This window comes from Kitasatospora sp. MBT66 (assembly GCF_000710405.2).
Lineage (GTDB): Bacteria > Actinomycetota > Actinomycetes > Streptomycetales > Streptomycetaceae > Kitasatospora > Kitasatospora purpeofusca.
The window spans coordinates 614,589-628,284 of the sequence record NZ_JAIY01000010.1 but is presented as its reverse complement, the minus strand read 5'-3'; the positions used below and the strand labels follow the sequence as shown (position 1 = coordinate 628,284).

Sequence of the window (13,696 nt, the reverse complement as noted above, 5' to 3'; positions counted from 1 at the left end):
TCCGGAGATCCGGAGGTCCAACCAAGGGATTCTGCGGATAAGTTCGACGTCGACCGGTCAGACGGACCGGTCGACATCGGGAGGAAATGCGATGAAGCTCGTCAAGCGCACCGCTGCCCTTGCTGCCTCGACGGCCGTCCTGGCCGGCGGCCTGACGTTCCTGTCCACCGGATCGGCGAGCGCCGCCTCCGGCTACGTCACCCTGACCAACCTCGCCACCAGCCGCGTCCTGGACAGCAACGGCAACGGCAACGTCTACACCCTCGGCGCCAACGGCGGCTCCTACCAGGTCTGGTGGGCCAACGACGAGGGCAACGAGACCTACACCTTCAAGAACCTGGCCACCGGCCGCTGCCTCGACAGCAATGGTGACGGCAAGGTCTACACGCTGGGCTGCAACGGCGGCAACTACCAGAAGTGGGTCAAGAGCTGGGGCGGCAACGGCGCCTTCTACCGGAACGTCGCCACCGGCCGCTACCTGGACAGCAACGTGAACGGCGACGTCTACGCCATCGGCGGCAACGGTGGCAACTACCAGAAGTGGAACTGATTCCCGATCGGGGTGATTTCCGCCTCCTGATCGGAGAGTTCTTCCGGTAAGGAAATGAAAAAATGCCCTCCCCGGCGCCTCAATCTCCGGGGAGGGCGTTTTGCGCGCATTGCAGAAGGTCCCGCTGCGAGAACGCGCCGTAGGACGTGCGCAGGGCTGCGGGAATGGGCGGCCGGGCCGGGCCGGCCGGTGCCGGCCCCGTTCGGGTTGTCGGTGGGACGTGATGGGATCGGAGCCACGGATGCAGAGTCGATCTGTCGCTCGGTCGAATCGGTACGTGATCGGGCGTACCGGTTCCCGGAGATCGAGTTCTGCTCCCGCCGAACCACGCCCCCGTGGCGACTCCACCGCCCCGCACATCGCACCCCGGAGACGATGATGGCCCGCACGACCCCGCAACGCCGCGTAGATGTGGAGCAGCTCTTCCCCGAGTTGGCGCCGCTGCGCCGCGACGCGGTACGCCTCCACCCCCGAGCCGGAAGCCCGTCCCCGGCCGAGAGCTCGGTCGGTGGGCCGCTGCTGTGGCCCGCCGACGAGCCGTGGCCGCTCTGTCCGAGCACGAGTCATCCCGGGCACTGGGGCCAACCGGGGACGGAGGGGCCGGTGCCCCTGGTGCCCGTTGTCCAGATCCACCGCCGGGACGTCCCCCAACTCGACTTCCCTGCCGGGACCGACCTGCTCCAGGTGCTCTGGTGCCCGTTCATCGTCGACTCCTGCCCGGAGCCGACACCCCGGGTGCTCTGGCGGAGTTCCGACGCGGTGGGCCCGGTCCTCGACACCGCGCCGTCGACCGTCGCCACGGCGCCCGGGGACAGCATCCCGGCCCCGTGCGTCCTGCATCCCGAGCCGGTGACCGACTACCCGAGCTCGGACATGCCGGAGGAGGTGAGCCGGGCACTGAGCGTCCGGATGGAGGAACTGAAGGCCCGCACCGGCCTGTGGTACAGCTACCACCTGGCCGAGGCCCCGGGGATCAAGCTCGGCGGATACCCGAGCTGGACCCAGGACCCCTGCTGGCCGGACTGCCCGACCTGCGGGCGGGCGATGGACCATCTCCTGACGGTGAGCAGCTGGGAGTACGACGGCATGTCCGGCCGCACCTGGCTCCCGCTGGAGGACCGCGACAGCGAGACCGGCGAGGAGCGCCGAGACAGCACCGGGGGCCGCGGCGCGCACAGTCCCGCCCAGGTGATGTTCGGCGACGCGGGCGGCGTCTACATCTTCGAGTGCGGGTCGTGTCCGGACCGTCCGGTCGACCACCACTGGGACTGTTCGTGAGGCAGCGCGACCGCGCCGGGCACGGAACCGGTGACGTCAACGGGGGCAGGCGGGACACCGCCAGGTTGCATCGGCACGTACGTCGGGGTCCCTCCCGTGGATCGTGGTTTCGGCGGCTCCTGCGATGGTCGCAGGAGCCGCCGAGCGGTCACGATTTGGCGGGGAGTTCACCGGCGCGGATGGCGGCGAGGAAGGACGTCCAAGCAGTGGTACTGAAGGCCAGAGTGGGTCCGTGAGGGTCCTTGCTGTCACGGACGGGAACTATGTCCGCCAGCCCGTCGGCGACTTCGATGCAGTCACCGTCGGCAATGCTGTAGGTGCTCTTGCGCCATCGGGCGCCACGGAAATCACGATTCACTTGCTGTACTCCTCTGCGACCTGCCTCAACCAGGAGATCGACTTCTCGGGTTGAGCCGACGATGCCATGAGCCGATGGAAGACGTCCTCGTGGCGGGCAATCTCGGACTGCTGCTCGATGTAGGTCTTGCTGCTGATCGTCTCGCAGTAGACCACGCTGCTCGGGATGTCAGTGAAGGCGAAGATCGAGAAGGAAGACCCCATGGCGGTGTGGGCGCCTGCCGAGAACGGAAGCACCTGCACGGTGATGTTGGGGTGCTCTTCGGCCAAGGCTGCGATGTGATTCAGCTGCTCTGCCATGACGAGTTCACCGCCGACGGGTCGTCGAATGGCGGCCTCGCCGAGGATCGCCCAGAGCTGCGGTGGGTTGGGGCGATCGAGGATGTGTTGCCGCTCCATGCGAAGCGCGAGCTTGAGCTCCACGCCCTCGGTCGACTCTGTCGGATTCATCGCGCGGATGATGTGCCGTGCGTAGCCCTCCGTCTGGAGCAGGCCGGGCACGGCCTCGCACTGGAACGTCACGATCTTCGTGGCGTCGGTCTCGAAGCCGACGTACGCGCGGAATCGATCGGGCAGGGCGTCGCCGTAGGCGTGCCACCAGCCTTGCTGTCGGCTCTGCCTCGTGAGCTTCAGGAACTGCTTCACCTCTTCGGGTGAAGTAATGCCGTAGTGCGCCAACAGCTTCGCTGCGTCGCGCTCTTGTAGTGACACGAGGCCACTCTCGATGCGACTCAGCTTGGAGGCGGACCAACCGAGGGCCGCGGCCACGTCCTTGGCGCTCATGTCGCGTGACGAACGCAACTTGCCAAGCTCGCCGCCGAGCCTACGCCGCAGCACGGTCGGACTGCTCACTCGTCACACTCCCTGCCTGTTCGGGTCCTTGCATAGTCTGCCACCCCTCTTCGAGCCTCAACCATGATGGCAGAAGCTGCAATTGCAGATGAGATGCGCTTGCGCGCAATCAGCTGCACGGTGCACACTACATGACGTGACCGCCCGAATCTTCTGAGTGATCAAGTGGTCGGTTGCCGGGCATTCCCATGCCTCAACTCCCTGTACGCGGAAGGTGAATCCGCCATGTCCTCCTGCAACTCCTCCCCCTCTCCCTCCACCTCCCTCTCGGCCTGGCTGCCGCGCAGCCGGCGCTCGCCCGGCGAGGCCCGCCGGCTGCTCGACAAGCTGCTCGCCGATGCGCCCGGGGGTGAACGGTTCGCCGACGCAGGCCAGTTGCTCGTCAGCGAGCTCGTGACCAACGCGGTCCTGCACGGCACGCCGATGGGGCGCCGCGTCCATCTCGTCCTCGATGTCGACCGGCGACGCCTCCGGATCGAGGTGCACGACGCGCGCGGTGAGCGCGGCCCGGTGCTCAGGGCGGCGTCCGGGGAGGACGAGTCCGGGCGCGGCCTGGTGCTGGTCAAGCTGCTGGCGCAGCGCTGGGGTTGCTGCCCGCGTGACGGCCTGGGGAAGATCGTCTGGGTGGAGGTCGCGCCGTAGGCCGACAGTCGGGGAACGGCGGATTCCGGCCGATGGGCCGGTGGTTGGTGCACGGCTTCCGCGAAACGGGCGACTCGTCAGACGCGGGACGCGCCGGGCGTCCCAGGTCGGGTGGACGAACCAGCAGCGTACGGCGAGCCTGGCGACAATTCCTATGTCATATGCGGAACTTCACACTCCCTCCCTATATTCGCCGCGGCAAGAATTGCCACCACCGACAACGAGGACGGAACCATCGTGCGCAGGAACACCAAGAGGATCAGCCTGGCCGGCTGTCTGCTGGCCGGCGTCGCCGCGGCCGCGGTCGTCACGGCGCCGGCCGCCAGTGCGCAGAGCAGCTCGCCGACCCGGCTCGCCAGCATCAACTGCAGCACCGGGTCGTTCGGCCAGGACGGCACCCAGTGGTACTACAACGTCTCCTGCTCGGCCACCGGCACCACCAAGTGGTGGGTGAACATCAGCTGCTCCGACAACTCCACCCGGACCGCCGGCCCGTACACCACCTTCCAGAACGTCCGCGTGTACTGCCCGCCGAACACCACCCCCAAGCAGGGCTGGGTCAGCTACACCCCGTGATGCCGTGAACAGCGCGCCGCCGCCCAGGCTCAGGGGGCGGCGGCGCGGCCGTTACGTCCCGCGCAGCCCCAACTCTCCCGCGCGCAGGCCGGCCTGGAAGCGGGAGCCCGCTTCGAGCCGTTCCATCAGCTCGGCCACCCGCCGCCGGTAGGTGCGCAGCGAGACGCCGAGCCGCCGGGCGGCCACCTCGTCGGTGAGCCCGGAGGCGAGGGAGCGGAGGATCGTGCGGCCGTCCGCGTCGAGGTGCGGGACGTCGCCCGACAGGTAGACGTCGAGGTCGACGGCGCTGTCCCAGGCGGCCTGGAAGAGCGCGTGCACGCCGTCGATCAGGGCCTGCGAGGTGGTCACGGTGTACTCGCGGCCGGCGGGGCTCTCCCGGCCCGCCAGGATCATCACCCGCCGGTCGATGAGGATGGTCTCGTGCGGCAGCGGTGAGCCGCTGATCCGGACCAGGGTGCCCGCTCCCTGCACCAGCCGCAGGTGGACGCGGGCCTCCTCGTCGGCGAGGGCGACCGGGCTGAGGAGCTTGCGGGCGGTGAAGCCGGGCGCGGCGGCGTCCCGCATCCGGGCCTGGACCGCGGCCCTCGCCTCCGGCCGGGACCAGGTGCGGAGGTCCCTGGCCGCGCACAGGAACTCGGTCCGCGCGGACTCGAAGAGATGGCCGGCGCGGGCGGCCAGTTCCGCGTCGCCGTGGACCGAGAACACCTGCTCGTTGCTCATCCGTCCAGTCTGGCAGCAACTGGCCACGGTCTCGCCGGGGTTCGCGGCGGCGGACAGCATGGGACGCATGACGACCACGACGAACACGACATTCCTCCTCGGCGGCGACCTCCCTGTCAACCGGCTCGGCTTCGGCGCGATGCGCCTCGCCGCCGGCACCTTCGACGGCCCGCCCCGGGATCCGGAGACCGGCGTCGCGGTGCTCCGGCGCGCCGTCGAGCTCGGGGTGAACCACATCGACACGGCCGGCTTCTACAACCGCGGAGCGGTGCGCGCGAACGAGCTGATCCGCAGGGCGCTGACCCCGTACCGCGACGACCTGGTGATCGCCACCAAGGTCGGTCCGCTGCCCGGTCCGGACGGCGTGCCGACCGGGAAGGCGGGGCCGGACCACCTGCGCGGCCTGGTGGAGGCGGACCTGCGGGCCCTCGGGCTGGACCGGCTGGACCTGGTCTACCTGCGGGTGGGCGGGCTGACCGGGCCGGACACCGAGTCGGTCGCGGACCGGTTCGCGGCGCTCGCCGAACTCCGCGAGGAGGGGCTGGTCCGGCACCTGGGGGTGAGCAACGTCGACGCCGTCCAGCTCGCCGAGGCGCGGGCGGTCGCGCCCGTCGCGGCGGTGCAGAACAACTCGTTCGAGAACGGTGCGGGGCTGCTGGCCACCTGCGAGGCAGCGGGTATCGCGTACGTGCCGTACTTCCCGCTCGGCGGGGGCCTGGTCCCGCTCGACCTCGAACGGCTCGGCCGGGTCGCCGCCCGGGTGGGCGCGACCGCGTCGCAGGTGGCGCTCGGCGCGCTGCTGGCGGAATCGCCGTCGGTGCTGGCGATTCCGGGCACCGGGTCGCTCGACCACCTGGAGGAGAACCTCGCGGCGGGCGCTCTCGTGCTCGGCGCCGAAGACCTGGCCGAGCTGCGCGCCTGACCGGGTGTGCGGCGCGACCGTTCCGCGGCGGCACGGCTCAGAGCAGGTGCCGGAGATAGGCCTCCGGCCGTTCCAGGTAGCGGCGCCAGTGGTCGACGATCGCGAGGTCCTGCCACCGGGTCGGCTGGATCCCGTGCTCGCCGACCTCCAGGACCGCCGCGCCCGGCACCGAGGCCAGGATCGGGGAGTGGGTCGCGCAGATCACCTGGGCGCCGCCGCGGCCGAGTTCGGCGAGCAGGGCGACCAGGCGCAGGCTGGAGGTGAAGGACAGCGCTGCCTCCGGCTCGTCCAGCACATACAGCCCGGGCCCCTGGAACATCGACTCGAACACGGTGAGGAACCCCTCGCCGTGGCTCATCAGGTCGGTCCGTTCCTCCCAGTAGCCGGGCCAGCCCTGCTTCTCCTCCATCATCCCCATCGCAGTCTCGGCCCGGAGGAAGAAGCCGCGCCGCTTGGCGCGCGGGCCCGACGCCATGGCGAGCCCGCGCGGCGTGTAGTCGAGGTGGAGGCGCTCGCCGAGCACGCTCTTCGCGCGCGGCGAGGCGTAGCGGGAGCCGCCGCGCCCGCCGTAGGAGTCCAGCCCGAACGCCTCCGCCACCGCCTCGACCAGGGTCGACTTGCCGCTGCCGTTCTCACCGACCAGGAAGGTCACCGGCGCGGGCAGCGCCACCCCCGCCCCGAGCAGCGCGCCCACGCACGGCACCGTCCACGGCCACTCGTCGCGGTCGTCCGCGTGGACGAGCTGGGGGTGGACGCGTATCCGGTCGACGATCATGGGCAAGCCTTTCCTGCGGGTGGTTCCGTCCCGAGGCTAGGCGGTGGGTCCGACACGAACGGTCACTGGACGACGAGGGTGCCCGTCATGGTCGGGTGGACGTCGCAGTGGAACGGGTACGAGCCGGGGGTGGTGGGGGCGGTGATCGTCGCCGACTTGCCCTGCTCCAGCAGGCCGGTGTCGAACGCCCCGGCGTTGGGTGCGAGGGCTGTGAGGGTGTGGCCGGCGGAGTCCTGGTTGGTGACGGTGATCGCGGTGCCCGGGGCCACGGTGATGGTGGCGGGGTCGAACTTGAAGTCCTTGATCGTCACGGTCACCGCCCCGGCCGGCGCGGAGGAGGCTGAGGGCGAGGCTGAAGAGGAGGCAGCGGAGGAGGAGGAGGAGGAGGAGGAGGAGGAGGCCGGCGAAGTGGCGGCCGGAGAGGTGGCAGCCGGAGAGGTGACGGCCGGGGAGGAGGAGCCGCCCCCGCTACTGCTACTGCTCGAACAGCCGGCGGCCCCGAGCAGCAGCCAGGCCGACATCACGGCGGCGAGGGCGCTCCGGGTCGGACGGGAGGGACGGAACGGACGGCGGGTCATCAGCGGCTCCAGCCTCGCTACCTGCGGCGACCCGCCCACGCTAGAGCCCGCCGGGTGGCCGTCACAGCGGGCGCGCCGGGAGCGCCCTGAACGAGGTGGCGTCCTCGGGCACCCCCGAGTGCTCCTCCCCGGCGTCGTCCCGGTAGTGCCACCGGAACGGCACCCCGCGCGCCAGCTCCGGGTCCGGACCGTCCATCAGCTGGAAGTGCAGGTGCGGTTCGGAGGAGTTGCCGGAGTTGCCGCACGCGCCGAGCCGCTGTCCGGCCCGCACCCGGTCCCCGACCGTGACGCACGGTGAGCCCCGGCGCAGGTGGGCGAAGCCGGCGACCACCCCGTCGCCGAGGTCGAGCAGGACGAAGTTCCCCCAGAGGTGCCGCGGCCGGCCGAGGCCGCGGACGAAGCCCTCCAGGTAGAGGTAGCCGAAGGCGGGCAGGGACGCCCGCGACCAGTGGTCCCGCATCCGCGTCTCGACGGCGATTACCGTGCCGTCGGCGGGCGCCAGTACCGGCTGCCCGAAGGACGGGTAGCGCTCGGGGCGGTGGCCGAACGGCGCGAGCAGCCGGAACGGCGGGCCCTGCGGCTCGTCCGCGTCCGGCGCGAGGACGAGGTCGATGGCGTAGGTCTGGGCGTGGCTGTGGGTGTGACTGGGGACCTTGGTGGCCGGGCCGTTCAGCGCCGACCAGCGGCCCTCGACCGGGACGGCGACGGGGCGCGGCTCCTGCTCGCCGCGCGGTCGCTGCGACCGGACCACGGACCACCGCAGCAGTCCGCCGACGGCCAGCAGCGCGACCCCGCCCAGCCAGAGCGGGCCGATGCCGCCCGTGCCGATCAGGGCGTTCACCAGGATGCAGAGGGTGCCGGCGCCGAAGACCGGGCCGTGGTACTTCCGGAGGGTCGACAACGGCGGTGTCCTTCCGAGGGCGGTCGTGGTCCGGGGGGTCGTGGTGCGGGGCGGCGTGGTGCGGGGTGGTTGCGGTCCGGGACAGAAACCGTGCCGCGCCCGTCAGACGCTGTCCGGCCCGTCCGTCGGGGCGGGCTCGGGGCCGGTGGCCGGGTCGCGGGTGAGCAGGTAGCGGGCGCCGGGGCCGGCCGCGGCCGCGCGGTCGGCGGCGTTGTAGAGCCCGCAGCGGGTGAGCGAGAGGCAGCCGCAGCCGATGCAGCCGGTGAGCTTGGCCTTGAGCCGCTCCAGCTCGGCGATCTGCTCGTCGATCCGGCTCTGCCAGGACTGCGCGACCCCGTCCCACTCGGTGCCGCTGGGGGCGCGGTGCTCGGGGAGGCGGTCGAGGGCGACCTTGGCCTCGTCCAGGGACAGGCCGACCCGCTGGGCGGCGCGGACGAAGGCGATCCGGCGCAGGGTGCCGCGGGTGTAGCGGCGCTGGTTGCCGGTGGTGCGGGTGGCGTGGATCAGTCCCAGTCGCTCGTAGTAGCGCAGCGCGGAGGTGGCGAGGCCGCTCCGCTCGGAGAGCTGGCCGATGGTGAGCAGGTCGTGGCGGCTCGGCCGGTTGGCGATCATGGGTGACACTGTAGCGCTTGACTTGAAGCCGACTTCAGGTTGCAGCATCGGAGGCATGACGAACCGCACCCGAACCACGGCCTCCGGTTTCGGCGATCTGCCGGGCCTGATGGCGCTGATGACCGGCGACGAGAAGCACGGCCCGGCCGCGACCTCCACCCTGGACGCCCTGTGGGTGCTCTACGACCGGGTCCTGCGGGTCACCCCGGAGACCGCGCAGGACCAGGACCGGGACCGCTTCCTGCTCTCCAAGGGCCATGGCCCGATGGCGTACTACGCGGTGCTGGCGGCCAAGGGCTTCCTCGACCCGGAGGTGCTGCCCAGCTTCGGCGCGTACGACTCGCCGCTCGGCCACCACCCGGACCGGCTGCTGGTCCCCGGGGTGGAGATCAGCTCGGGCTCGCTGGGGCACGGGCTGCCGATCGGGGTCGGCACGGCGCTCGGCCTGCGCGCCCAGGGCCTGCACGACCCGGCGGTCTGGGTGCTGCTCGGCGACGCGGAGTTCGACGAGGGCTCCAACCACGAGGCGGTGGCCTTCGCCGGGGCCTACGGCCTGGACCGGCTGCACGCCCTGGTGATCGACAACTCCTCCGCCACGCACGGCTGGCGCGGTGGCATCGCGGCCCGCTTCGCCGCCGAGGGCTGGTCGGCGGAGACCGTGGACGGCCGCGACCACGAGGCCCTGCACGCGGCGTACACCGCCGCGCACCCGGGCCGGCCGCGGGTCGTGGTCGCCCGCGTCGAACCGAAGAACTCCTGAGCCGGAAAGGGCCCGATCATCCATGGACACCATGCGCGACCGCTTCATCGAGGTCACTTCCGGCCTGCTGGACGAGGACCCCCGGCTCGCCCTCGTGCTCGCGGACATCAGCGCCGCGGGCTTCCAGCAGGCCGCCGGGCGGCACCCGGACCGGCTGGTCAACGTCGGCATCCGCGAGCAGCTGCTGATCGGCGCCGCCGCCGGACTGGCGCTCACCGGGATGCGTCCGATCGCCCACACCTTCGCCAGCTTCCTGATCGAGCGGCCGTTCGAGCAGGTCAAGCTGGACCTCAACCACCAGGGTGTCGGCGCGGTGCTGGTGAGCGCGGCCGGCTCCTACGACTGGCCGGCCGGCGGTCGCACCCACATGTCGCCGGGCGACGTCGCCCTGCTGGACACCCTGCCCGACTGGACGGTGCACGTGCCCGGCCACCCGGACGAGGCGGAGCGGCTGCTGCGGCACGCGGTGGCCGACGGCGACCGCAAGGTGTACGTCCGGCTGTCCGCGCACCAGAACGAGCAGGCGGTGAAGGTCGAGCCGGGCCGGTTCACGGTGGTCCGCGAGGGCGCCCGGGGCGCCGTGGTCGCGGTCGGCCCGATGCTGGACGCCGTGCTCGCCGCCACTGCCAACCTGGACGTCACCGTGCTGTACGCGACCACCGTCCGGCCCTTCGACGGCGCCGCGCTGCGGGCCGCCACCCAGCGGCGGGCGGACGTGGTGCTGGTCGAGCCGTACCTGGCCGGCACCTCCGCCAACGCGGCGCACGAGGCGCTCGCCGACCGGCCGCACCGGCTGCTGGCCCTCGGCGTGCCGCAGGCGGAGCACCGGCAGTACGGTTCGATCCCCGAGCACCTGGCGGCGTACGGACTGGACGCGCACGGGCTGCGGGAGCGGATCGACGGCTTCCTGAAGTGACCGGTGCCTTCCTGAAGCAGCGACTTCCTGAAGCAGCGACTTCCTGAAGTAGCCGCTTCCTGAAGCAGCGGCGGCGACCGCCGACCCGGAGCGGGGCCCGTCAGCGGCGGACCACCGCGACCGAGTCCGGGTCGAGGGTCAGCCGGTCCCCGGAGCGGCGGTGCCCCCCGAACGCGGCCATCACCTCGCCGGCCGCCGGCACCGCGGCCGCCGCCGTCCCCAGGTTCACCGCCACCCGGTACGGCCCCCGGTGCACCACCAGCCAGCCGGCGTCCTCGTCGAACTCGACCCGGACGGCCGCCAGATCGGGATCGGTCAGCTCCGGGTGCTCCCGCCGCAGCCGGATCAGGGTCCGGCTCCAGTCAAGCAGCGCCCGGTGCGGCCCGCGCCGGGGCTCGGTCCAGTCGAGCACCGAGCGCAGCACGGTGGCCGGCTCCTGCGGGTCCGGCACCGAGTCCGCCGCCCAGCCGTGCTCGGCGAACTCCCGCCGCCGGCCCGCGCGGACGGCTTCGGCGAGGTTCGGGTCGGTGTGGTCGGTGAAGTACTGCCAGGGCGTGGACGCGCCCCACTCCTCGCCCATGAACAGCATCGGGGTGAACGGCGAGGTGAGCACCAGCGCGGCCCCGCAGGCGAGTCGGCCGGGGGAGAGGCTGGTGGAGATCCGGTCGCCGAGCGCCCGGTTGCCCACCTGGTCGTGGGTCTGGAGGTAGCCGAGCAGCCGGTGGCCGTGGGCGGGCGGGAACGGGCGGCCGTGGTGGCGGCCGCGGAACGAGGACCAGCCGCCGTCGTGGAAGAACCCCCGGGTGAGGGTCCGGGCCACGGCGGCGAGCGGCGCGGCGGCGAAGTCCCCGTAGTAGCCCTGGGACTCGCGGGTCAGGGCGCAGTGCAGGGAGTGGTGGAAGTCGTCGCTCCACTGGGCGGCGAGCCCCTGCCCGCCGGCCTCGCGGGGCGTGGTGGTGCGCGGGTCGTTGAGGTCGGACTCGGCGACCAGGAACAGCGGGCGGTTGGTCGCCACCGCCAACCGGTCGACCTCGGTGGCGAGTTCCTCCAGGAAGTGCACCGCCCGGTCGTCGGCCAGGGCGTGCACGGCGTCCAGTCGCAGGCCGTCGATCCGGTAGTCGCGCAGCCAGCCGAGCGCGCTGCCGATCAGATAGGCGCGCACCTCGTCGGAGCCGGGCGCGTCCAGGTTGACCGCCGAGCCCCACGGGGTGTGGTGCCGGTCGGTGAAGTAGGGGCCGAAGGCGGGGAGGTAGTTGCCGGCCGGGCCGAGGTGGTTGTGCACCACGTCGAGGATCACGCCCAGGCCCTTGCGGTGGGCGGCGTCGACGAAGCGCTTGAGGCCCTCGGGGCCGCCGTAGGGCTCGTGCACGGCCCACAGCGACACACCGTCGTACCCCCAGCCGTGCTTGCCGGGGAACGGGCAGACGGGCATCAGCTCGACGAAGTCGACGCCCAGCTCGACCAGGTGGTCCAGCCGTTCGGCGGCCGCCTCGAAGGTGCCGGCGGCCGTGAAGGTGCCGATGTGCAGCTCGTACAGCACCGCTCCGGGCAGCGGGCGGCCGCGCCAGCCGGTGTGCGACCAGTTGAACGCGGCGTGGTCGACGGCGCGGCTGGGTCCGTCCGGGCCGTGCGGCTGCCGGGGCGAGCGCGGGTCCGGCATCGGACGCCCGCCGTCCAGGACGAACGCGTAGTCCCCGGCGGGCGCCTCGCCCTGCCACCACCCGGCGCGGACGGCGTCCCGGGCCAGCGGGTGGTGCGCGCCGTCGACCGCCACCTCGACCCGTTCGGCGGCGTTCGGGGCCCAGACCTGGTACCTCATTTCGTGCCCCTCCCGGCCCGGTCCCTCATGACGTGTCCTTCTCGGCGCGGCGCCTCATGACGTGCCCCTCCTGGTCAGCAGGACCACCGGCCGGTCGCCGGCCAGCAGTTCGCCCACCGGGACGGGGCCCGACGGGAAGTGACGGTCCGTCAGTTCGTCCGTCCAGCCCCGGCCGTCGGGCAGGTGCAGCACGGTTTCGTGCCAGCCGCCGGTCCGGGCGAGCCGGTACGGCAGCCGGGTGACGGCGGTCAGGACGTTCGGGCCGCGCCCGAAGGCGAGCAGGTGGGCGGCGGCCGGGCCGACGGCGGCGAGCGGTCGGTAGGGGCCCAACTCCCGGGTCCGGCGCAGGTGCAGGGCGGTGGTGGTGAGGTGCAGCTTCTCCCGGGCCGGGTCGCCGGTGCGGGCGGTCGGCGAGTCGGTGAGCCGCACGGCGAGCGCGCCGAAGTCGACCGGGCGCCGGTTGTCCGGGTCGACCAGGGTGTGGAGCGGCTCCTCGCTGCCCTGGTAGAGGTCCGGCACCCCGGGCACGGTGAGGTGCAGCAGGGCCGCGGCGAGCGTGTTGGAACGGGCGTACGGGGCGAGCCCGGCCACGTACCCCTCGATCCGGGGCAGCAGCCCGGGGTTGCCGAAGACGCCGTGGACGCGGTCGGTGAGGGCGCGTTCGAAGCGGACGTCCTGGGTGGTCCAGGAGGTGTGGAGCTTCGCCTCGCGGGCCGCCTTGAGCACGGCGGCGACCAGCCGTTCCGGGGGGAGCGGCCAGCCGGCGACCAGGGTCTGCCAGAGCAGCCAGTCGCTGTCCGGGTCGTGGCCCGGGCCGGCAGCGGGGGCCGAGCCCCAGCCGCCGCCCGCGCCGCGTCCGGCCGCCGTCGACCAGGCCGCCGCCTCGGCGGCCCACTCCCGGGGCTGCTCGGCCAGCACGGCCAGCCGGGCCCGGGCGTCGGCGCTGCGCTTGGTGTCGTGGGTGGAGAGCACCGTCATGGTGTGCGGCCAGTGCCGTTCGACGTAGTGGCACCAGGCGTGGAAGTCCTCCGGCCGCACCCCCGGCCGGGCGGGCTCGCCGCCGACCTCGTTGAGGCTCAGCAGCGCGTTCCAGCGGTAGAAGGCGGTGTCCTCGACGCCCTTGGCGGCCACCGCGGCTGCGGTCTGCCCGAACCGGACGGCGAACTCGTCCTGCTCCGGCCCGCGCCCGAGCGCGCCCGCCGCCAGCTCGGCGACGAACCGGTCGGTGGCGTCGGTGGGCCCCTCGTCGGCCGCGCGGGCGGCGCGCAGCTGCTCGGCGGAGACCTCCGGCAGCGGCTCCCCGGGGCGGACGTACGGGCGGTACGCGGGGTAGCCGGTCAGCAGCCGGCCCAGGGCGGCGCGCAGCCGCTCCGGCGGGTGGTCGGCGTGCGCCGGGTGGGCGGCGCCGAGCCGGACGGCCAGCCGGACCAGCCGCTCC

General features: G+C 72.6%; 15 protein-coding genes and 1 pseudogene. 7 read left to right on the top strand and 9 right to left on the bottom strand.

The window, feature by feature from the left end:
- Positions 1-91 precede the first annotated feature (91 nt).
- Positions 92-550: an RICIN domain-containing protein gene (locus BI06_RS27500; RefSeq protein ID WP_078879565.1), complete on the top strand. Its 459-nt coding sequence runs from the start codon at positions 92-94 to the stop codon at positions 548-550.
- Positions 551-1,153: 603 nt separating this feature from the next.
- On the top strand, positions 1,154-1,828 hold the full coding sequence (locus BI06_RS27495) for a DUF1963 domain-containing protein (RefSeq protein WP_233290306.1): 675 nt from the start codon (positions 1,154-1,156) through the stop codon (positions 1,826-1,828).
- 148 nt (positions 1,829-1,976) lie between these two features.
- Here the strand turns inward: BI06_RS27495 and BI06_RS46815 are convergent, their stop codons facing one another.
- Positions 1,977-2,186: a DUF397 domain-containing protein gene (locus BI06_RS46815; protein ID WP_082558712.1), complete on the bottom strand. Its 210-nt coding sequence runs from the start codon at positions 2,184-2,186 to the stop codon at positions 1,977-1,979.
- Positions 2,183-3,037: a helix-turn-helix transcriptional regulator gene (locus BI06_RS27490; RefSeq protein ID WP_051741968.1), complete on the bottom strand. Its 855-nt coding sequence runs from the start codon at positions 3,035-3,037 to the stop codon at positions 2,183-2,185. Before BI06_RS27490 ends, BI06_RS46815 begins: the two co-directional genes overlap by 4 nt.
- A gap of 225 nt (positions 3,038-3,262) precedes the next feature.
- On the opposite strand from BI06_RS27490, the gene BI06_RS27485 reads away from it, so the two are divergent.
- Both BI06_RS27485 and BI06_RS27480 read left to right on the top strand, forming a co-directional pair.
- Positions 3,263-3,679, top strand: a complete 417-nt coding sequence (locus BI06_RS27485) for an ATP-binding protein (RefSeq protein WP_043472286.1) — start codon at positions 3,263-3,265, stop codon at positions 3,677-3,679.
- 237 nt (positions 3,680-3,916) lie between these two features.
- Complete coding sequence (locus tag BI06_RS27480; protein WP_233290305.1) at positions 3,917-4,255, top strand: hypothetical protein; 339 nt, start codon at positions 3,917-3,919, stop codon at positions 4,253-4,255.
- A gap of 51 nt (positions 4,256-4,306) precedes the next feature.
- Here BI06_RS27480 and BI06_RS27475 read toward each other — a convergent pair whose 3' ends face one another.
- Positions 4,307-4,975 carry a LuxR C-terminal-related transcriptional regulator gene (locus BI06_RS27475; RefSeq protein ID WP_043473216.1) on the bottom strand — a complete coding sequence of 223 codons (669 nt, stop codon included), beginning with the start codon at positions 4,973-4,975 and terminating at the stop codon, positions 4,307-4,309.
- Positions 4,976-5,042: 67 nt separating this feature from the next.
- Here BI06_RS27475 and BI06_RS27470 point away from each other — a divergent pair, with 67 nt between their 5' ends.
- Positions 5,043-5,897 carry an oxidoreductase gene (locus BI06_RS27470; protein ID WP_043472285.1) on the top strand — a complete coding sequence of 285 codons (855 nt, stop codon included), beginning with the start codon at positions 5,043-5,045 and terminating at the stop codon, positions 5,895-5,897.
- A gap of 37 nt (positions 5,898-5,934) precedes the next feature.
- Here the strand turns inward: BI06_RS27470 and BI06_RS27465 are convergent, their stop codons facing one another.
- From BI06_RS27465 to soxR, 4 genes are all read right to left on the bottom strand, one after another.
- Positions 5,935-6,672 carry an AAA family ATPase gene (locus BI06_RS27465; protein WP_030391331.1) on the bottom strand — a complete coding sequence of 246 codons (738 nt, stop codon included), beginning with the start codon at positions 6,670-6,672 and terminating at the stop codon, positions 5,935-5,937.
- 62 nt (positions 6,673-6,734) lie between these two features.
- A complete protein-coding gene (locus tag BI06_RS46810; protein WP_082558711.1) occupies positions 6,735-7,250 on the bottom strand; it encodes a cupredoxin domain-containing protein in 516 nt (171 codons plus the stop codon).
- A gap of 61 nt (positions 7,251-7,311) precedes the next feature.
- The gene (locus BI06_RS27455) at positions 7,312-8,151 is read right to left on the bottom strand and encodes a M23 family metallopeptidase (RefSeq protein ID WP_030391329.1); all 840 of its coding nucleotides are present in this window, start codon (positions 8,149-8,151) and stop codon (positions 7,312-7,314) included.
- A 102-nt stretch (positions 8,152-8,253) separates the two neighbouring features.
- Positions 8,254-8,763, bottom strand: coding sequence for a redox-sensitive transcriptional activator SoxR (gene soxR / locus BI06_RS27450; protein ID WP_037778608.1), 510 nt, complete (start codon positions 8,761-8,763; stop codon positions 8,254-8,256).
- Positions 8,764-8,818: 55 nt separating this feature from the next.
- On the opposite strand from soxR, the gene BI06_RS27445 reads away from it, so the two are divergent.
- The gene (locus BI06_RS27445) at positions 8,819-9,523 is read left to right on the top strand and encodes a hypothetical protein (protein WP_043472284.1); all 705 of its coding nucleotides are present in this window, start codon (positions 8,819-8,821) and stop codon (positions 9,521-9,523) included.
- A gap of 22 nt (positions 9,524-9,545) precedes the next feature.
- A complete protein-coding gene (locus BI06_RS27440; RefSeq protein WP_043472283.1) occupies positions 9,546-10,439 on the top strand; it encodes a transketolase family protein in 894 nt (297 codons plus the stop codon).
- A 100-nt stretch (positions 10,440-10,539) separates the two neighbouring features.
- On the opposite strand, the gene treZ is transcribed toward BI06_RS27440, so the two are convergent.
- Both treZ and BI06_RS53860 read right to left on the bottom strand, forming a co-directional pair.
- Positions 10,540-12,258, bottom strand: a complete 1,719-nt coding sequence (gene treZ, locus BI06_RS27435) for a malto-oligosyltrehalose trehalohydrolase (RefSeq protein WP_043472281.1) — start codon at positions 12,256-12,258, stop codon at positions 10,540-10,542.
- A 54-nt stretch (positions 12,259-12,312) separates the two neighbouring features.
- A pseudogene (locus tag BI06_RS53860) lies at positions 12,313-13,696 on the bottom strand (malto-oligosyltrehalose synthase); the annotation flags it as partial.